A 19851-nucleotide genomic window follows, 5' to 3' on the forward strand; every position below is an offset into this window, starting at 1 on the left:
TTGAAGCTACCGGCCGGTATTGTTTTGCCCCACGGACGTTTCGCCAAGTGCACTCACCATCAACCCTGCGTTCATGCGGCGCTGCTTTGCTGTGCCGGACACCACCTGATCAAACGTGGAGTCCGGCCACTGTCCGTCGGTACAACCCGGACACACTCCATCGGGTCCCCTACCGGGTCACCCCTATGAAAGTAGAGCGGATGCACCATTCACCTTGGAAATTAGCGTTGGGAACAGCGTTATCTGCGGGGCTCATCGCCGCTCCGTTGGCAGCGGTCCCCGCGGCCGCAGAGGTCTCGGCTGCGGAGGTCTCAGCCGCAGCCGGCACCTCACCCGTGGTCATCAACGAGGCCTACCTAAGCGGCGGCAGTGCCGGCGCAGCGTACAAGAGCAAGTTCGTTGAGCTCTACAACACCTCCGATGCCCCGGTCTCCCTGGCCGGATGGTCAGTCCAGTACCGTTCAGGCACGGGAACTGCGGCGCCCACCAGCGTGGCTGCCCTCACCGGTTCCATCCCGGCCAAGGGCCACTACCTCATCCAGGGCGGCAGCAACAACGGTGGGGCTGAAGGTGCAGACTTGCCGGCTCCGGATTTTGTGGCAACCTCACTGAACTTCAGCGGCTCCGCCGGAACCATAGTCCTGGCGAAGCAGGCCACCGCCGCCACGCTCACCACCGGCTCAGTTATTGAACCCGCCGGCGTGGCAGACCTCCTCGGATACGGTTCCTCCAACACCTTTGAAACCCAGGCCGCCGTAGCGCCCGCCGGCAACACCGACGTCAAGAGCCTGAACCGCAGCGCCGGGACGGACAGCAACAGCAACCGGGCAGACTTCACGCTGAACGCCGCCATCACGCCGACGGCGGCGGGCGGCACCGTGGATCCGGATCCCGATCCCGATCCAACGCCGGACCCCGATCCGACGCCGGACCCGGTCCCCGGCACCAAAACCATTGCCGAAATCCAGGGCACCGGCAACGCGAGTCCGCTGGCCGGTGCTGCCGTGACAACGCGCGGCAAAGTCACCGCGGCCTTCCCCACCGGCGGTTTCGCCGGCTACTACGTCCAGACCCCCGGAACCGGCGGCGACCTCACCCCGGCCGGCCACACGGCGTCGGACGCTGTTTTTGTCTACTCCCCTGCCACCGCAGGCTCCGTGCAGATCGGCGACTTCGTGGAAGTCACCGGCACGGTTTCCGAGTACTTCGGCATGACCCAGGTCAACGTGGCGGACGCTTCCGGCCTGACCAAGCTCACCGACGCCGCCGCCGAAGTGAAGGCCACCGCCTTCACGCTCCCGGCAGCCGAATCCTTCCGCGAGGCACTCGAGGGCATGCTGCTGGCACCGCAAGGGCCGGTCACCGTCACCGACAACTACTCGCTGAACCAGTACGGCGAAATCGGCCTCTCGGGCGGGACCACCACGCTGGTGCAGCCCACCGCCGTCGCGCGTTACGGCTCGGCCGAATACCAGGCCGCCGTGGCGGACAACGCTGCCCGCGGCATCAAGCTCGACGACGGGTCCAGCACCAATTTCCTCAAGGACGCCAGCACCAAAGCCCAGGTACTGCCTTACCTGACCGCGACGGACCCTGTCCGGGTGGGCTCACCGGTGACGTTCGCAACCAACGTGGTACTCAGCTACACCAACAATGCCTGGAAATTCCAGCCGCTGACCCACCTCACCGAGGCCAACAAGGGCACGGTCCAGCCGGCCAGCTTCGGCGCCACCCGGACCGAGGCTCCCGCCAGCGTGGGCGGCAACCTGAAGATCGCCTCCTTCAACGTGCTGAACTACTTCCCCACCACGGGCGACACCCTCACCGGCTGTTCCTTCTACAAGGACCGCGACGGCAACCCCATCACGGTCCAGGGCGGCTGCGACGCCCGCGGCGCCGCAAACGCGGAGAACTTCCTCCGCCAGCAGGACAAGATCGTCGCCGCGATCACCAAGTCCGGCGCCGACGTGGTGTCCCTCATGGAAATTGAAAACTCCGCCCAGTTCGGCAAGGACCGCGACGACGCCCTGGCCAAACTGGTGGACGCCCTCAACATCGCGACTCCCGGCATCTGGGACTACGTGCGGACACCCGCCAACGCTCCCCCGCTGGCTGAGGAGGACATGATCCGCACCGCGTTCATTTTCAAGAAGGCCGTGGCCGAGCCTGTGGGCGAGTCCATCATCCACAACGACACCGTCGCCTTCGCCAACGCCCGGAAACCGCTGGCGCAGGTTTTCAAACCGGTGGGCGCCGGGGACGACAAGAAGTTCATCGCCGTCGCCAACCACTTCAAGTCCAAGGGTTCGGCAGCAACGCCGGATGACACGGACAAGGGCCAAGGCGCCTCCAACCTGGCGCGCACGGCCCAGGCCAAATCGTTGCTGGACTTCGCCACCGGTCTGCAGGCGGCAAAGGGCACGGACAAGGTTTTCCTGATCGGCGACTTCAACTCCTACGCCCAGGAAGACCCGATGAACGTCTTCACGGACGCCGGCTACGTCAACCAGGACGGCAAGGCGAAGAACGCCGACGGCTCCGCGAAGCACTCCTACCTTTTCGGCGGCCTGGTGGGTTCGCTGGACCACATCCTGGCCTCCCCGGGCGCTGATGCAGTGGTCACCGGCGCGGACATCTGGAACATCAACTCCGTAGAGTCCGTGGCGCTGGAGTACAGCAGGTATAACAACAATCTGACCAGCTACTATGCGCCGGACCAGTACCGTGCCAGCGACCACGATCCTGTGGTGGTGGGGCTGGACCTGCCTGCCGGCCCGGTCACGCCGGCCAGCGTTGAGCTGAACTTCCTGGGCATCAACGATTTCCACGGCCGCATCGACACCAACACGGTGCTGTTCGCCGGCACCATCGAGAAGCTGCGCGCCGCCGCCCCCGGGGCCACGGCCTTCCTGTCCGCCGGCGACAACATCGGCGCATCCCTCTTCGCCTCGGCAGTTGCCAAGGACCAGCCCACCATCGATGTGCTGAACGCGCTGGAGCTGGACGCCTCCGCCGTGGGCAACCACGAGTTCGACGGCGGCTGGGCGGACCTGCGCGACCGCGTCATCGCGGGCGGCACCAACGCCACGTTCCCGCTGCTCGGGGCGAACGTCTACAAGAAGGGAACAACCGAACCGGTCCTGCCCGAATTCACGGTGCTGGACATGGACGGCGTGAAGGTTGCCGTCATCGGCACGGTCACCGAGGAAGTCCCGTCCCTGGTGACGCCAGCCGGCATCGCCGATCTTGAATTCGGCGATCCCGTGGACGCCATCAACCGCGCGGCTGCCAAGATCACGGCGGAGAAGCTCGCCGACGTGATCATCGCGGAAACCCACGACGGCGCCGGGTCAGGGACACCGGACGGCGCCACTCTCGAGCAGGAAGTGGCAGCGGGCGGCCCGTTCGCGAAGCTGGTCACCGAAACCTCCCAAGAGGTGGACGCCATCTTCACCGGCCACACGCACAAGGAATACGCCTGGGACGCACCCATCCCCGGGGCCGACGGCAAGACCCGTCCGATTGTCCAGACCGGCAACTACGGCGAGAACATCGGCCAGATCCAGCTCACGGTGGATTCGGCTACCAAAGAAGTAACCGCTTCCAAGGCCGGGAACGTCAAACGGACCACGGATGCCGCCGCCGGCCTGGTGGCCGCCTACCCGCGGGTAGCGGCGGTTGACGCCATTGTGCAGAAAGCCCTCGCCGACGCAGCCGCGATCGGCAACCAGCCGGTCGGCGCGCTGACCGCAGATATCACCACGGCGTTCACCCCGGACCCCGTGGGCGGGCCGGCCAAGCGGGATGACCGTGCCAGCGAGTCGACGCTGGGCAACCTGGTGGCCGACTCACTGCTGGAGTCGCTCCAGCCTGCCGAGCTGGGTGCCGCGGAAATCGGCGTCGTCAATCCCGGCGGCCTCCGCAACGAGCTGTACTACGCCCCGGACGGCGCCATCACCTACGCGGAAGCCAACTCGGTCCTGCCGTTTGTGAACAACCTGTGGACCACGTCACTGACCGGCGCGCAGTTCAAGGCGCTCCTGGAGCAGCAGTGGCAGACCAACGCCGACGGCACGGTCCCCAGCCGCGCCTACCAGCAGCTTGGTCTGTCCAGGAACGTCAACTACACCTACGACGCCGCCCGCGCCGCGGGTGACCGCATCACCTCCATCCGCGTGGCCGGTGCCCTGATCGATCCGGCGAAGTCCTACCGGATCGGGACGTTCAGCTTCCTGGCCACCGGTGGCGACAACTTCCGGGTCTTCAAGGACGGAACGGGAACCAAGGATTCGGGGCTGGTGGACCGGGACGCCTGGATCACGTACCTGCAGGCGCACAACCCTGTGTCGCCGGACTTCGCCCGGCGGACGGTGGCCGCAGTGAACACCACGGCAGCGGAGGTCAAGGGCGGGGATGCCATCACGCTGGCGGTTTCAAAACTGGACCTCACCTCGTTGGGCAGCCCGGTGAATACCTCCCTGACTGCGGAGTTCACCGACAGCGCCGGGACCGTGACGGGCCTTGGCACAGTGCCGGTTTCGGCCGGCGCCGCCGCTGTGAAACTGGCCGTTCCTACCGGCGCTGCAGCCGGGACCGGAACTTTGGTGCTCACGGCCGCCGAGTCCGGCACCGTGGTGAAGGCTGCTGTCCAGGTCGCTGCCAGCGGACCCGTTCCGCCGGTCTGCACGGCACCGGTGCCGCCCACCAAGTGGTACGACATCCTGGGGTGGATCCGCTACGGCATTGCGTGGATCCAGTACCAGCAGTGCCTGCGCGGCTAGTACTGCCCCGGAGCCCCTGACGGCCCGCCAGCAATAAACGGAGGTGCCCCTCCCCTGCTGAACCAGCTGGGGAGGGGCACCTCTCTTCCTCTCGCGTTTTTGTCCAGATAATCCGGTTTTCCGGGCGGGCTGAGGCCACTATCTGGACAAAAACTCTGGGGTGGGGTGTCAGGCGGGCTGCGGCACCCGTTCAAAGGAGTTGGCCGGGATGGCCAGTCCAAAGTGCTCGCGCAGCGTACGCCCGGTGTACTCACGCCGGAACAGCCCGCGGTCCTGGAGGATGGGAACCACCTGGTCGACAAAGATGTCCAGGCCGGAGGGCAGCACGGGCGGCATGATGTTGAAACCGTCGGCGGCGCCGGACTGGAACCAGTGCTGGATGGCGTCGGCCACCTGCTCCGGCGTTCCCGCGAAGGTACGGTGCCCGCGGCCCCCTCCAAGCCGCCCGATGAGCTGCCGGACAGTCAGGTGTTCGCTGCGGGCGAGGTTCACGATCAGGGTGTAGCGGCTCTTGGCCCCCTCGATCTCATCCTCCGACGGGAGGTCGGCCGGCAGCTGGCCGTCCAGTTTCAGGGATTCCGGCGAGACGCGCAGCAGGTTGGCCAACTGCCGCACCGCGTGCTCCGGCAGGATCAGCTCATCCAGCTCACGTTCCAGCTTGAGGGCCTCGGCCTCCGTGGCACCGATGACCGGAACGATCCCCGGCAGGATCTTGATGGATTGCGGGTCCCGGCCCGCCGCCGTCGTCCGCCGTTTCAGGTCGGCGTAGAAGTCCTGGGCATCCGCCAGGGTCTGGTGCGCCGTGAAGACCGCCTCCGCGTACCGCGCCGCAAAGTCCTTGCCGTTCTCGGACGAGCCGGCCTGGACAATCACCGGGTGACCCTGGACGGATCTGGGCACGTCCAGCGCGCCCTCCACCTGGAAATGTGCGCCCTGGTGGTTGACCGGATGGACTCGCGAGCTGTCCGCCCAGACGCCGGCGTCCTTGTCCGCCACCACGGCGTCGTCCTCCCAGCTGTCCCAGAGCTTCTTGGCCACATCCAGGAATTCCGCTGCCCGCTCGTACCTCTGCGAGTGGGCGGGCTGGCCGGCGAGGGAGAAGTTCCTGGCGGCCGCGTCTCCCGCCGTGGTCACCACGTTCCAGCCCGCCCTGCCGCCGCTGATGTGGTCCACGGAGGCGAAGCGCCGCGCCAGGTTGTACGGCTCGTTGTAGGTTGTGGAAGCGGTGGCGATCAGCCCGATCCGTTCCGTGACGGCTGCGATGGCGGCGAGCAACACGGTGGGTTCGAGGCTGCCGTAGGGCCGCTGGGCCACGTTTCCGTGCAGCACCGGAGAATCGGCGAAGAAGATCGAATCCAGCTTGCCGCGCTCTGCCGTCTGGGCCAGCCGCTGGAAGTGGGCAACGTCCGTGCCGGCGAAGCTGTTGCTCTCCGGCAGGCGCCATGACGCCTCGTGGTGGCCGGTGCTCATCAGGAAGGCGTTCAGGTGCAGCTGCCTGGAGCCGCCAAGCCCGGCGCTCACGGCCGGACTCCTGCTGCTTCAAGGCGGCCGGCTGCTTCGAGGTCTGCAGCTTCCGAGACAACGACGGTCTCAGAATAGGCGGATGAATCACCCTTGATGGACGTGCTGCTGCGTCCGTCCACACCCCGGGGAAGGTCGCCGGCGATGGTGACGCGGTTGAGCTGGCGGGGCTGGCCGTCATAGTTGTCCGGTGCGTAGTGCTGCGTAATGCGGTTGTCGAAGAGCACCAGCTGGTCCGGCTCCCAGTTCACGCGCACCACGTTCTCCGGGCGGGTGATGTAGGCCTGCAGGAGGCGCAGGATGTCCTTGGACTCGGTGTTGGACAGGCCAACGATCCGCAGCCGCTGCGCGAAGCCCCCAATGAACAATCCGCGCTCGCCGGTCAGCGGGTGGACCCGGACCACGGGGTGGGCGGATTCGAAGTGGATCCTGGTGAACTCCTTGCGCCGCTCGTCGGCGTTGGCGTGTTCCAGGTTCTTGGGCACGGAGTAGTCGTAATCGTTGGTGTGGATGGCCCAGAGGGTGTCGGCGAAGTTCCGCAGTTCCTCTGGCAGGTCCGCGTAGGCGCCGGCCGAGGACGCGATCAGGGTTTCCCCGCCATAGCCCGGCAGGGTGATGCTGCGCAAGGTGGAGGCTTGCGGCGGGTTCACCACAAACGTGACGTCGGTGTGCCAGTTGTTGGCGCTGCCGTTTTCGCTGTCCACCGGCAGGACCGAAGGCTTTCCGTCCACGGAGGCCACCGTGGGGTGGGCCTTGGTGAGCGGACCGAAGCGGCTGGCGAAACGCACCTGGTCCTCGTCAGTGCGGATGTTCGCTTCCCGGAAGACCAGGGCCTTGTGCGTGTTCAGGGCGTTCCGGAGCTGCGCCACGGTGTCCGGAGACAGGTCTGCGCTGAGGTCCAGGCCGCGGATTTCGGCGCCGATGCGGGAGCTGAGCTTGGTGAACTGGAGCTTGGTTTCGGTGATGACGGTCATGGTGTTTCCTTTGCAGTTCAGAAGGTATGTGTTTAGAAGGTATGTGTTTAGGAGGTTCGGGCGTGCCGGCTGAGCGGTCAGCTGTCGGACCCGACGGCGGTGCGCCAGCGGGAGAAGTGCCGTTCCAGTGCCACGAGTACGGTGTTGACCAGCAGACCGACGACGGAGACTGTGAGGATGCCGGCGTACATGTCCGGGATCAGGAAGCTGCTCTGCGCGTTCACGATCAGGTAGCCGAGCCCGGCTTTGGCGCCCACCATCTCGGCCGCGATGAGCACCAGGATGGATGATGTTCCGGCCATCCTGATGCCGGTGAAGATCGTGGGCACCGCCGACGGCAGGATCACCTTCTGGAAGAGCCGGAAGCTGTTCAGTCCCAGGGATTTCGCGGCCCGGATCAGCAACGGGTCCACGGTCCGGACGCCGGCGATGGTGTTCAGCAGGACCGGGAAGAACGCGGCGTAGGCCACGATGGTGATCTTCGATTCCTCCCCGATGCCCAGCAGCAGCGTGAACACCGGCAGCAGGGCCAGGGTTGCCGTGTTGCGAAAGAGCTCCAGCAGGGGGTTGAGGAACGAATTCAGCCAGCCGTACCAGGCGATCAGGAGCCCCAGGACAACGGCGGACACCACGGCAATACCGAAACCGGACACCGAGCGGGTCAGACTGGCTTGCAGATGGCTCTGCAGCTGTCCGTTCTCCAGGAGCTTGGCTCCGGCTGCCAGCACCTCATGCAGCGGCGGCAGGAACACCCGCGTGGCCGGGCTGGCAAGGCAGAGCGGACCCACTTCCCACAGTGCCAGGAACAGGACAACGGCGAGTGATTTCCAGCCAACCCGCCCCGCGTGGCGGGCTGCGGCACTCAACCTGGCTGCCGGCGTCGGGCGTTGTCCGCGTTCAGAACCGGACGGTCCGGAGGGTCCGGGCTGCAGTGCTCCAGGCTGCAGTGAAGGGTCGACGGCGGCAGCCGCCTCTTGCGGTCGGGTCAACACGGTGCTCATCAGGCCGCACTCCTTTCGAGGGGTTGTTCATCCGGGGCGGTGCCGTCCGGGAGGATCTTCCGGTGGCCGGAGTTCTGGGCCAGGCGGACTTCGTCATGCAGCAGGGACCAGACCTGGTGCCGGTGTTCCACAAAGGCCGGATGCGAGCGGATGTCCGCGTCGCCGTCGCGGTCGGGGATGTTGATGTCCACGATTTCCTTGAGCCTGCCGGGGCGGGCGCTGAGCACCGCCACGCGCTGGCCGAGGTAGACCGCTTCGTCGATCCCGTGGGTGATGAACACGATGGTTTTGCCCGTGGCCTTCCAGATCCGCAGGAGCTCGTCCTGGAGCTGTTCGCGGGTCTGGGCGTCCAGGGCGGCGAAGGGCTCGTCCATCAGCAGAACGTCCGGCTCATAGGCGAGGCTTCTGGCGATGGCCACGCGCTGCTTCATACCGCCGGACAGTTCATGCGGGTAGCGGTCCTCGAACCCGGCAAGGCCCACCAGGTCGAGGAACGCGCTGGCCTTCGCCGCCCGTTCCTTCCTGGACAGGCCTGTGTTCTCGAGGCCGATGGAGACGTTGGCCGACGCCGTGCGCCAGGGGAACAGCGCGTACTGCTGGAAGACGACGGCCCTGTCCTGGCCGGGCCCGGTCACTTCCATCCCGGAGGTGGGGCGGGAAAGGCCGGCCAGCAGATCCAGGAGCGTGGTCTTGCCGGAGCCGCTGGGGCCTACGAGGGTGAGGAATTCACCGGCGGCCACATCCAGGCTGAGGTCATCCAAAGCGGTGAGGACGGAAGCTTCCGTTCTGGTGTTTTTGCCCGCCCCTTTGCCCGGCCGGACAGTGAATTCCTTGGTGACGTTTCTGAGACTGATCTTGGGTGTCATCTTCTATCCTTTCGAGGTTGCTGCCGGTGCCGGGGTTTCCGGCAGGTTGAACTCATTGGTGTAGAGCTTCTTGGTGTCCAGGTCGCCGGTGATGATGCCCGCGGACGTCAGGTAATCGGCCCAGCGGGTGAAGTCCCGGTCCTGGATCCGGCCGCCCGGCGAGGCCACTCCCACGCTCTTCCAGTACTTCAGCGTTTCCGTGCTCTCGTTGCGGCCGCGCTTGGCGATGATTTCCTCGAACTTGGCGATCACCTGCTCCCGCGGCGTGGTGCGTTCCCACTCGATGGCCTTGGCGATTCCGGTGACCACCGTGCGGCTGGTTTCCGGGTTCTTGGCCAGGAAGTCCTTCCGGAGGACGTACTGGCCGGCGTCGAACGGGCCGCCGATCACCCCAACATCGGTGAACAGGGCCCGTACGCCGCCCTCGGCGAGCGCCCGGTCCTGGAGCACCCCGCCGAGCGTGCCGACGTCGACCTGTTTCTTGCGGAGGGCCACTTCGGTTTCGTTCGGCGGCACCACCACCAGCTGGACCTGGTTGATCTCCTCCGGAGTCAGTCCGCTGTTCTTCAGGTGGGTGTTGATGATTGCTTCGTGGTGGGCGCCCAGGGTATTTACGGCGACCTTCTTGCCGATCAGGTCCCGGGCTGTCTTGATGGGGCTGCCCTCTTCCACGTAGTAGCCGGTGAACGTCTCCTTGTCCTCGCCGTAGTAGTTGATGACGGCCTGGACAGGAGCGCCCGCCTCGATGAGCTTGATGACGGCACCGGTGAACGCTCCCCCGATGTCTGTCTGGTCGGTGGCCACGGACTGGATGCCCTGCGGCCCGCTGGTGGTGTTGCTGACCCACTCGAGCTTGACGTCGCCCAGGTACCCGAGATCCTCCGCCACTTCCACCAAAGCCACGGTGTTGGGCGAACCCTGGTAGCGGACGGTTTTCACTTCGGCGCCGCTGCCTCCGGACTGGGCTGTCGCTGCGCCGCCACAACCCGCCAGCACCAGCGAGAGCGCCAGGGCTGCGGCGACGGCGGCCGCAGTGCCTGCGGCCTTCCCGGCAGCCCTACCTGCAGCGGGGGCGGTTCGTGCGGATGGCTTTCGGAATTTCATGGCTGAATCTTTCTGCGCTGGAGGTGTGGAACCGGCGATGCGGGTCCGGGCCGGCTGGCTTGTGGCAACCACTAGAACAGAGAAGAAGGGGCGGCAAAAGGGCAGGGTTCATATGGGGAAACTGCAGGTCACAGCGGTCTATGGTGCGTAGCACGGAGCAATCCGGACTCAGGAGGTAACGCCGCGTCATCCACCACAATGGGGCGCAACAATGCGTCAGGGACGGAGGCTTCGGGAAGTCATCAACCGCAACGCCAGGACGCGGCCGCTAAACATTTCCGAGTTTTTGTCGAGATAAAAGGCTTTTCCGGGTGATTTGAGGCGATTATCCGGACAAAAACTCAGGGGGTGGGCGATCGATTATTTCGCGTCAGCGTCCGAGGATCGCCTGCGCGATTTCGTCGGCGTCGCGAAGGGTCCGCTGCCCGCTGGCGTACGTGGGGCCGCCGGGCTGGAGCGCTTCCGCGGCGATGGCCGTGCCCCACTGGGTGGCCGAGAGCTGCAGGCCCAGCACATACAGACCGTCCGTGACCGAGCCGTTGGCCGCCACCGGCCGGTACGGGTGCGGCGCAACGTCCAGCCCGGTGGCCTGCACCGGCGCACCTTCCGCCGTCATCATCAGCCGGGGCCGCACTATCCCGTCCGCGAGGAGCTGTTCCAGCAGCGGTGAGTGGTTCGCGGACACGCGGTTGGCCGGCGCGAGGGCCTCCACCATGGTCTTCGCCGCCACTGGCGGACCGTTCACCCAGGGTGAGACGGCCGTAAAGCGGCCTGCCCGTCGGTCCACACCGAACCGGGGGTCTGGCCCCACAAAACTGACTACGCCGGCGCGCGCCAGGGCAGCCAGCTGTTCAGCGCGCAGCGCCGGCGGCCCGCTGGCCAGGCCTTCGACAAACGACTCAAACCAGCCACGCAGGCCGGCAGCCCAGGACTCATCGGTGATGCCGCCGTCGGCAACTGCCGTTTTCAGCACCGCGCGGCCGTGATGCAGGGCGCCGATGGCCATCTTCACCGGATCCTCCTCGCCCAGGGCGGAGCGGCGGGCGTCATCGAGCAGGTACTCGACGACGGCAGCATCCAGTACAGCGCGCGATCCGAAGGACCTGCCCGCCAAGGGGGACGCGAGGCCCCGCAGATCCAGCCGGTGCCGCGGCCCGACGTGCACGGCCAGGACGCTCTCCACCGCGGCCTCCCAGTTGGCGGCGCTGTGGGCATGCGGGCGCAGCGCCTCATCCAGTGCGGCCAGGAACGCGGACGCGTCGGGGACGGCCGCGGGCTGTGAGCGCACCAGGGTGGAGTAGTAGGCCCAGAGGGTGTCGCGGTGCAGCAGCGGCCAGAGGTCGTGGTCGAAACCCGGGCGGATCCCGGTGGCCGCGAACCGCTCCAGCGCGGCCTCGGTCAGGTACCGCAGCGTGACCGACGCCGGGTAGTAGCCGGCCAGCGCGGCCTTGGCCCGGTACGGGGTACCGCGGCGGGAGGCAGCAATGATCAGGGGCTCCTGGCCGGAAGGCTGATACTCAAGCCGGGTTCCGGCGTCGATGAACTTTCCGCCGCGGCCCTCCGTGAGCTGGCCCATCGCGTCGAAGAAGTTCAGCCCCATGCCCCGGACCAGGACCGGTTCACCGGCCGGAATCGCGGCCCAGTCGACGTCCGCCGGGACGGCCGGCGGGAAGTAGCTCAGGCCCAGCTGTCCAGCCGATGCCTTGAGTTCGCGCTGCTCAGGGTTCAGCCGGGACGGAAGGTGCCCCAAGGCCAGCACCACGGAATCGACCGTGAGGGAACCGCCGCCGGCGAGTCCGACGTCGAACGTTCCGGTATTTGGGGTTGCCTCGCCTGGGGTGCCCTCCCCCCGCGTACTGGCTGTTCCGTCGACTGACGGGCGCACCGACATAGCGGTCGTTTCGTGGAAACTGACGGTGACGCCGTGGGGCAGTTTTTCCGTCAACTCGTCCAGGGTGCAGCGCAGGTAGCGGCCGTACAGTGCCCGGCTGGGGAAGTCCCGCGATCCCAAGGCAGCCAGTTCGGACCGCTCGTCCGGCGTCAGGGACGGCGCCGGCTCACGCTGCTGCCGGACCCGCCAGCGGTCGAACGTGGTGCCCGCGACCGGCGGCGCCAGCCGGGAGTCTTCAGGGATGACCGTGGGATAGAAGGACTGGGTGTTCATGAGGTACAGCCGGGACTGGCCGGGCTGCCACACGTGCCCCGGACCCGCGGGATAGGGGTCGATGACGTCGATATGCAGGGCTGCGGAGCCGGGGTGGGCAGCGGCGTGTGCCGCTGCGTGTGCGAGCAGACGCTCCAGCACACTGGTTCCCCGGGGTCCGGCGCCGATGATGGCTGCCCGGATGCTCTTCGATTTACCCACGGCATCCAGAGTATCGGCATGCGCCCCGGGCACTTGACTTGCCTGCGGCGCGAAAATGTTGTTTGGATGGGGCGCATGACCACCACTGCAGCTGATCAAGCGCCCGGTCCATCGTCCGCCCCCGAACCCACTGATGAGAACGTCTGGCTGGAGGAAATTTACGGCGAGGCCCCGCTTGCCTGGGTCCGGGAGCAGAACGCGCGCACCGAGGACCTCCTGGAGGACGCCGACTACGCGGGCCTGGAAGGAAGCATCCTGGAGGTGCTGGACTCCACGGACCGAATCGCCATGGTGGGCAAGCGCGGCGAGTGGTACTACAACTTTTGGAAGGACCAGGCGAACCCTAAGGGGCTGTGGCGCCGCACCACCTGGGAAAGCTACCTGACGGACTCCCCCGACTGGGACGTCCTGCTGGATGTGGATGCCCTCGCCGCCGCCGAAGGTGAGGAGTGGGTGTTCCACGGTGCCACGTTCCTGCGCCCTGCCGATGGCGAACCGTACCGCCTGGCCCTGCTGGCGCTCTCCCCCGACGGCGGCGACGCCAACCGCTACCGCGAGTTCAACGTGGCGACCCGGACCTTTGTTGACCCCGCCAACGGCGGTTTCGACCTGCCGACGGCGAAGGGGAACGTCTCGTGGCTGGACGCAGACACGCTGCTGGTCGCCTCCACGGCCGGAACCCTGCCGCGGACCGCCTCCTCCTACGCCCGGACGGCCGTCACCCTGCGGCGCGGCCAAACCCTTGGTGCTGCACCGCGCTTGTTCGAGGTCCCCGAAGACCACATGATGGCCGTGGTGGCGCACGATTCCACTCCCGGCTTCGAGCGCACGTTCGCTGTGGACTACATCGATTTCTACAACCGCAGCACGTTTATCCGCTGGGACGACGCCTGGCTCGAGATCGACGCGCCGACAGACGTGAACCTCAGCGCGCACCGCGAGTGGCTCCTGTTCCGGCCCCAGCAGGACTGGTCCCTGGACGGGACGACATATCCCGCCGGTTCGCTGCTCGCCGCGACGTTCGAGGACTACCTTGCAGGGTCGCGGGATCTCTTGGTGCTTTTTGCCCCTGATGCGCACACGTCGCTGCAGTCGTGGAGCTGGACCCGGAATTTCCTGCTGTTGAACCTGCTGCGGGACGTCTCGTCCGAAATCCGGGTGCTGGATCCCTCCGCGCCGGGGGCAGCGGCCGACGGCGGCGCGGCCGACCGGGGCGCCTGGGCTTCCTCGCTGCTCGACGCCTGCCCGCCGCTGCACGACGTCAACGCCTACGCGGTGGACGATGAGGACGACGGACCGGCCGACGGCGGTGCGGGCGACGACTTCTGGCTGGTCGCCACCGGTTTCACCACCCCCAGCACACTGATGCGCGGAACACTGGAGCGCGTTGCTTCCGGGAGCAGTGATGAGGGGGCGCCTGGCGTGGTGAGCGATGGAGTGGCGACCGCTGGCGTGGTGAGCCATCATGCGGAAGTGAAGGCGTCGCCGTCGTTCTTTGATGACGACCAGTACGAGGTGCAGCAGCACTTCGCCGTGTCCGCGGACGGCACCCGGATCCCTTATTTCCAGGTGGCCTCGCGGGACCTGGTCCTGGACGGGCAGAACCCCACGCAACTCTCCGGCTACGGCGGCTTTGAAGTTTCCCGGACCCCTGCGTACAGCGGAACCGTCGGCAGGGCTTGGCTGGAACGCAGGACCGCCACCTCCGGCGGACCTGGCGAGGCAGCGCATTCCCGCGGCGGTGTCTACGTGGTGGCCAACATCCGAGGCGGCGGCGAATACGGGCCGTCATGGCACCGGGCCGCGCTCAAGGAAAACCGGCACCGCGCCTTCGAGGACTTTGCCGCCGTGGCGCAGCACCTCGTCCACCGTGGTGTCACCTCCCGGGAGCGGCTTGGCTGCGTGGGCGGGTCCAACGGCGGGCTGCTGGTGGGCAACATGCTCACGCGCTACCCGGAACTTTTCGGAGCTGTCTCCTGCGGCGTTCCGCTGCTGGACATGCGGCGCTACACCAAGCTCTCCGCCGGGCACTCCTGGATCGCGGAATACGGCGACCCGAACGTGGCGGCGGAATGGGAGTACATCAAGACCTTCTCGCCGTACCACCTGCTCAAGGACGGCGTGGAGTACCCCGAAACATTCATCTGGACGGCCACGTCGGATGACAGGGTGGGGCCGGTCCAGGCCCGCAAGATGGCTGCCCGGATGCAGGCAATGGGCATCCCGAATGTCTGGTTCCACGAGGCGCTGGAAGGCGGCCACGCCGGGGCTTCGGACAACCGGCAGGCCGCCGCGCTGCAGGCACGCAGCCAGCATTTCCTGTGGCGGACGCTGGCCGGCGGATGAGCGTAGCGGCCGGCGTGGACGTCCGGCAGGCCGCCGCGCTGCAGGCACGCAGCCAGCATTTCCTGTGGCGGACGCTGGCCGGCGGATGAGCGTAGCGGCCGGCGTGGGCGGCCGGCAGGCCGGCGTGGGCGGCCGGCAGGCCGCCGCGCTGCAGGCACGCAGCCAGCATTTCCTGTGGCGGACGCTGGCCGGCGGATGAGCGTAGCGGCCGGCGTGGGCGGCCGGCGGGCCACGCCGGCCGATGCCGTCCCCACTGGCCGAGGTCCACACCCGGTGCTGGCAGCAGACCTACCGTGGCTTAATGTCGGACGCATTCCTGGCTGCCCTGAAACCGGCCGACCGGCTGGCGACGTGGTGTCGGCTGCTGCTTGCCCCCGAGCCTGCGGCGTGGGTTGCGTGCGTGGACGGCTCAGTGGTGGGGTTCTCCGCAACCCGCGCAGTGCCGCAAGGGGACCTTGATCAGGACTTGCCCGCTTCAGGGAGCCTGGAGCTGTGGGGGCTCTATCTGCTGAGGGCCCATCAGGGCCTCGGTCTGGGACGGAGGCTGCTTGAGGCTTCAGTCGGTGCAGGGCCCGCCAGTCTCTGGGTGGCCGCGGGCAATGCCAAGGCCATCGGATTCTACGAACGGCTGGGATTCGCTCCTGACGGGGCCGAGGACCGCATGGCCGAGTGGGAAGACCTTCACGAAATCAGGATGATCCGCTCCTCTTGATCCGCTCCCGGCGCAGGTATTTGCGCCGGTATTTCCGCCGGTCGCACGGCGCCCCGGAGGTTGTGTGCTGGGGCTGAGCCAGGCGGTCGCTGGCCGTTTTGCACTGCGTGCCCCGTTCTGCGTATCCTTGGTGGGCTAGTAATAGCCATTGGAGACGTGCCAGAGCGGCCGAATGGGCTTCACTGCTAATGAAGTGTGGGGCACAACTCCACCGGGGGTTCAAATCCCCCCGTCTCCGCGTTTGGCCCCGGTCCTGGACCGGGGCCTTTTGCGTTCCCTGGGCAGGTTCCTTTGCGCCACCAGCCCAAAACTAGGTAGCAGTAACTGTCGTTATGAGCGCTCATAACGACAGTTACTGCTACCTACATGGGCGGGAGCCGGGGTGTGTGGGCGCATGGGCTGGGCAGGCCGTCCGGGGAACGGACGCACGAGGCTTCACCCGGGGCGGCGGTGGCAGGATGGTGGAATGGCAGCAAGCAATTCCCCGGGCGCGGAAACCAGCACAAGCCAGGCGTGGAATCCCCGCCTGGCGCTACTGGTGGCTGCCACGTTCTTTATGGAGTTCCTGGACGGCACCATCCTCACCACCGCGATCCCCAACATCGCCAGCGACTTTGGCGTTCCGGCCGCTGACGTAAACATCACCATGACGGCTTACCTCATGACCGTGGCCATGGGCATCCCGCTCAGCGGCTGGCTTGCTGAACGCGTGGGGGCGCGCAAAATATTCTGCGTCGCAATTGCCCTCTTTACGCTCGCCTCATTGGCCTGCGCCGTCAGCCCCGACCTGACCGTGCTGACGCTGAGCCGGATCCTGCAGGGCGCTGGTGGGGCCATGATGGTTCCGGTGGGCACCCTCCTGGTGCTGCGCGGCACACCCAAATCGGAGCTCCTGCGCGCCACGGCCTTCCTGGTGTGGCCCGCGCTGCTGGCGCCCGTACTGGCGCCGCTGGTGGGCGGCGCCTTGACCACCTACCTGTCGTGGCACTGGATCTTCCTCATCAACCTGCCATTGGGCGCGGCCGCCTTCATCGCCGCGCTCAGCCTGGTTCCAGCCGGTGCCGGAGACAGCACTCGCCGGCTGGACTGGCTGGGCCTGCTCCTCACGACAACCGGCGTGGGTGCCCTGGTGGTTGGCCTGGAACTGGCCACCGCACACCCCGACGGTCCATGGGCTGCACTGAGCGCCGCTGCAGGGGTATGCGCCCTCGCGGCCGCCGTGTTGTGGATGAGGCGGGCCAAAAACCCGCTGTTCGACCTCAGTGTTTTTTCCACCCGGACTTTCCGGGCCATGGCCACCGGCGGCTTTGTCTACCGCCTGACCATTTCTTCGGTGCCGTTCCTCCTGCCGCTTATGTTCCAGACCGGCTTCGGCTGGTCACCGCTGCACGCAGGAATCATGGTGGCTGCCGTGTTCATCGGCAACATTGGCATCAAGCCGGCCACCACGCCCCTAATCCGGCGTTTTGGTTTCCGGGCCATGCTGGTCTTCGGCTCGTTGGCCTCGGCGGTGACCTTCGCCCTGTGCGCCCTGCTCACTCCGGACACGCCGCAGGCCCTGATCTTCGCCTTGCTGGTCTGCAGCGGGGCTTTCCGCTCCATCGGCTTCTCCGCCTACGCGTCGGTGCAGTACGCGGACATCGCGCCCGCCCAGCTGACGTCGGCCAATTCCGTGTCAGCGACCCTGGTGCAGCTCGCCGCAGGCGCCGGCATCGCCGTTGGCGCCCTGCTGATCCGCATTTTCGACGGCGTGGCGGCCTTCCCCGCCGATCACGCCGGACCCTTCCGCGGAGCCTTCCTCACCATGGCCGTCCTGATGCTCTTCAGTACGGCGGACAGTCTGTCACTGCACCGGCATGCCGGTGCAGTGGTCAGCAGGCCTGGCAGTCCCGGACTCAATCAATCCGGCGATCGGAAACTCAGCCAATCCAGCGCCGAGGTCAGCCGGCCTGGGCAAGCACGAGCGGAAGAACAGCCCCCGCCCCCGCCTGGCGCAGGGCACGTCCAGCCACGGTAACGGTCCACCGGCTGTCCACGAGGTCGTCGATCAGCATCACGCCCTGGCCACGCAGTGATGCCATGGCAGCGTCCAACTCCGGCCCCACCACCACACGGTCCCAGACGCCCGCCAGCCGGTACGCGCTGTTGCCGCCGCGGCTTCCAGTGGGGCCGCCGTGGCCCAGGGCCAGCTCGCCCAGGTAAGGGATCCGGCCGATTTCCGAAATTCCCTGGGCAAGGGACCGGACCAGCTCGGGCTTGCTGCGGGAGGGCATGCTGACGATCGCGGCCGGCCGTCCCGCACCGCTCCAGCCCGGGTTCCGGCCGTCACCGGTGGCCCATTCCCGCAGGACCTGGACACAGGCCTGCAGCATGGCAGGATCCACCGGACGGTCCGCGGCGCCGGCCGCGAAGAGTTCCCGCAGCGCCCCGCCCCAGCCAAGATCAGTGAGCCTTGCCAGCACGCGGCCGTCCGCCAACCCTTCGTCCGGCTTGATCTTGCCCTTAACCGGAACACCAAGGCGGTCCATGCCGCTGGGCCACTGCAGCCGTGCCTCCAGGACACCGCCGGCGCGGGTGAGAGTCTGGCCCGCCGCTGCCGTGGCATCCGCGGCTATGTCCGCGCGGAACCAGCGGCCTGCGCAGTTGTCGCACCGCCCGCAGGGGTGCGCCGTCTCGTCGTCGAGGACCGAGGTGATGTATTCCATCCGGCACCCGGCGGTGTCCTGGTAGATCACCATGGAGTCCTGCTCGTCCACCCTGGCCTCGGCGATCCGGCGGTAGCGCTCGGCGTCGTAGATCCAGGGCTGGCCGGTGGAACGCCACCCGCCGCCGACCCGCTCGACGGCGCCGTCCACGGCAAGGACCTTCAGCAGCAGCTCCAGCGGAGTGCGGCGGAGATCAACCCGGGCCTCCAACGCAACCGTTGACACGGCAGTGCCGGCCTCACCCAACGCCGTCAGCACCGCTGTGGCTTTCTCCTCCGATGGCATGGAAGCGGTGGCGAAGTACTGCCAGATATCCCGGTCTTCAGAACCCGGCAGCAACAGGACGTCTGCGTTCGCCGCGCCACGGCCCGCACGGCCCACCTGCTGGTAGTACGCCACAGGGGAGGACGGCGCCCCCAGATGGACGACGAAGCCAAGGTCCGGTTTGTCAAAGCCCATGCCCAGCGCCGAGGTGGCTACCAGCGCCTTGACCTGGTTGTCTTTGAGCATCTGCTCTGCGCGCTCCCGGTCCGCGGGATCGGTCCTGCCGGTGTAGGCCTGCACGGTGTGCCCGGCTTCGGCGAGAAGCCGGGCGGTGTCCTCCGCGGCGGAGACTGTCAGCGTGTAGATGATGCCGCTGCCGGGCAGATCGGCCAGGTGCGTCAGGAGCCAGCCCAGCCGTTCGCGGGAATTCGGGAGTGTGAGGACGCCCAGCCGCAGGGAATCACGGCCAAGAGTTCCGCGGATGGTGAGGACGCCCGCGCCCAGCTGTTCCTCGATGTCGTGGACCACGCGCGAGTTGGCTGTGGCAGTGGTGGCCAGGACAGGCACGGACTCCGGCAGCTGGGTGATCAGGTCAGCGATCCGGCGGTAGTCCGGCCGGAAGTCGTGGCCCCAGTCCGAAATACAGTGTGCCTCGTCAATAACCAGCAGGCCTGTCCGCCGGATGAGCTCCGGCAGCTGGTTTTCACGGAAAGACGGGTTGGTCAGCCGTTCCGGCGAAACCAGCAGCACGTCGACTTCATCGGCGGCGAGCTGTTCCCGGACAGTGTCCCATTCCAGCTGGTTCGCGGAGTTGATGGCCACTGCACGCACTCCGGCGCGGGCGGCGGCAGCCACCTGATCCCGCATCAGGGCGAGCAGCGGAGAAACGATCAGGGTAGGGCCGGCCCCGCGGCGCCGGAGGAGCAGCGACGCCACAAAGTACACGGCCGATTTTCCCCAACCGGTGCGCTGCACCACCAAAGCCCGCCGGCCGCCGTCGACCAGCGCTTCAATCGCCTCAAACTGTCCGTCGTGGAAATCCGCCGCCGGATGCCCCACAAGTTCGCGGAGAACCTCCAAGGCCTGGGTTTTTGTGGCAGACAGTGAGTCAGGGGAAGCGGAAAGAAGGGCGGCGTTCTGGGTATCGACCATTGATTCAGTATCCCAGCCCGCACCGACACCCATAAAGCCGGGACCTCCGTATGTGGACAA

Annotated in this window: 11 protein-coding genes and 1 tRNA gene; 5 read left to right on the top strand and 7 right to left on the bottom strand. The window is 67.0% G+C overall.

Features of this window, described 5'->3' with window-relative positions:
* The first annotated feature begins 200 nt into the window (after positions 1–200).
* Positions 201–4781 (top strand): ExeM/NucH family extracellular endonuclease, encoded by a 4581-nt coding sequence (locus tag AC50YA_RS11800; RefSeq protein ID WP_494982463.1) that lies wholly within the window; start codon positions 201–203, stop codon positions 4779–4781.
* A gap of 168 nt (positions 4782–4949) precedes the next feature.
* Here AC50YA_RS11800 and AC50YA_RS11805 read toward each other — a convergent pair whose 3' ends face one another.
* The 6 genes from AC50YA_RS11805 to AC50YA_RS11830 all read right to left on the bottom strand — a co-directional run bounded on the left by AC50YA_RS11805 (position 4950) and on the right by AC50YA_RS11830 (position 12612).
* A complete protein-coding gene (locus AC50YA_RS11805; RefSeq protein WP_494982464.1) occupies positions 4950–6302 on the bottom strand; it encodes an LLM class flavin-dependent oxidoreductase in 1353 nt (450 codons plus the stop codon).
* Positions 6299–7276: a TauD/TfdA dioxygenase family protein gene (locus AC50YA_RS11810; protein ID WP_494982465.1), complete on the bottom strand. Its 978-nt coding sequence runs from the start codon at positions 7274–7276 to the stop codon at positions 6299–6301. The genes AC50YA_RS11805 and AC50YA_RS11810 overlap by 4 nt, the downstream gene beginning before the upstream one ends.
* A 77-nt stretch (positions 7277–7353) precedes the next feature.
* Complete coding sequence (locus tag AC50YA_RS11815; protein ID WP_494982466.1) at positions 7354–8277, bottom strand: ABC transporter permease; 924 nt, start codon at positions 8275–8277, stop codon at positions 7354–7356.
* Positions 8277–9143, bottom strand: a complete 867-nt coding sequence (locus tag AC50YA_RS11820) for an ABC transporter ATP-binding protein (RefSeq protein ID WP_494982467.1) — start codon at positions 9141–9143, stop codon at positions 8277–8279. The genes AC50YA_RS11815 and AC50YA_RS11820 overlap by 1 nt, the downstream gene beginning before the upstream one ends.
* A 3-nt stretch (positions 9144–9146) precedes the next feature.
* On the bottom strand, positions 9147–10247 hold the full coding sequence (locus tag AC50YA_RS11825) for an ABC transporter substrate-binding protein (protein ID WP_494982468.1): 1101 nt from the start codon (positions 10245–10247) through the stop codon (positions 9147–9149).
* 370 nt (positions 10248–10617) lie between these two features.
* Positions 10618–12612 carry an FAD/NAD(P)-binding protein gene (locus AC50YA_RS11830; RefSeq protein ID WP_494982469.1) on the bottom strand — a complete coding sequence of 665 codons (1995 nt, stop codon included), beginning with the start codon at positions 12610–12612 and terminating at the stop codon, positions 10618–10620.
* 75 nt (positions 12613–12687) lie between these two features.
* Between AC50YA_RS11830 and AC50YA_RS11835 the strand changes: the two genes are divergently transcribed.
* The 4 genes from AC50YA_RS11835 to AC50YA_RS11850 all read left to right on the top strand — a co-directional run bounded on the left by AC50YA_RS11835 (position 12688) and on the right by AC50YA_RS11850 (position 17687).
* The gene (locus AC50YA_RS11835) at positions 12688–14958 is read left to right on the top strand and encodes a prolyl oligopeptidase family serine peptidase (protein ID WP_494982470.1); all 2271 of its coding nucleotides are present in this window, start codon (positions 12688–12690) and stop codon (positions 14956–14958) included.
* Positions 14959–15259: 301 nt separating this feature from the next.
* Positions 15260–15670: a GNAT family N-acetyltransferase gene (locus AC50YA_RS11840; RefSeq protein ID WP_494982471.1), complete on the top strand. Its 411-nt coding sequence runs from the start codon at positions 15260–15262 to the stop codon at positions 15668–15670.
* A gap of 150 nt (positions 15671–15820) precedes the next feature.
* A tRNA-Ser gene (locus AC50YA_RS11845) sits at positions 15821–15908 on the top strand.
* 228 nt (positions 15909–16136) lie between these two features.
* On the top strand, positions 16137–17687 hold the full coding sequence (locus AC50YA_RS11850; protein ID WP_494982472.1) for an MFS transporter: 1551 nt from the start codon (positions 16137–16139) through the stop codon (positions 17685–17687).
* On the opposite strand, the gene AC50YA_RS11855 is transcribed toward AC50YA_RS11850, so the two are convergent.
* Positions 17611–19791 carry a RecQ family ATP-dependent DNA helicase gene (locus AC50YA_RS11855; protein ID WP_494982473.1) on the bottom strand — a complete coding sequence of 727 codons (2181 nt, stop codon included), beginning with the start codon at positions 19789–19791 and terminating at the stop codon, positions 17611–17613. The genes AC50YA_RS11850 and AC50YA_RS11855 overlap by 77 nt on opposite strands.
* Between the last annotated feature and the right edge of the window lie 60 nt (positions 19792–19851).

It is taken from the genome of Pseudarthrobacter sp. RHLT3-21, from assembly GCF_059383495.1.

Excerpts from the sequence above, each read along its gene's own strand:
- AC50YA_RS11800 (WP_494982463.1), top strand. The coding sequence starts at position 201 with ATGCACCATTCACCTTGGAAATTAGCGTTGGGAACAGCGTTATCTGCG.
- AC50YA_RS11810 (WP_494982465.1), bottom strand. The coding sequence starts at position 7,276 with ATGACCGTCATCACCGAAACCAAGCTCCAGTTCACCAAGCTCAGCTCC.
- AC50YA_RS11815 (WP_494982466.1), bottom strand. The coding sequence starts at position 8,277 with ATGAGCACCGTGTTGACCCGACCGCAAGAGGCGGCTGCCGCCGTCGAC.
- AC50YA_RS11820 (WP_494982467.1), bottom strand. The coding sequence starts at position 9,143 with ATGACACCCAAGATCAGTCTCAGAAACGTCACCAAGGAATTCACTGTC.
- AC50YA_RS11825 (WP_494982468.1), bottom strand. The coding sequence starts at position 10,247 with ATGAAATTCCGAAAGCCATCCGCACGAACCGCCCCCGCTGCAGGTAGG.
- AC50YA_RS11835 (WP_494982470.1), top strand. The coding sequence starts at position 12,688 with ATGACCACCACTGCAGCTGATCAAGCGCCCGGTCCATCGTCCGCCCCC.
- AC50YA_RS11840 (WP_494982471.1), top strand. The coding sequence starts at position 15,260 with ATGTCGGACGCATTCCTGGCTGCCCTGAAACCGGCCGACCGGCTGGCG.
- AC50YA_RS11850 (WP_494982472.1), top strand. The coding sequence starts at position 16,137 with ATGGCAGCAAGCAATTCCCCGGGCGCGGAAACCAGCACAAGCCAGGCG.
- AC50YA_RS11855 (WP_494982473.1), bottom strand. The coding sequence starts at position 19,791 with ATGGTCGATACCCAGAACGCCGCCCTTCTTTCCGCTTCCCCTGACTCA.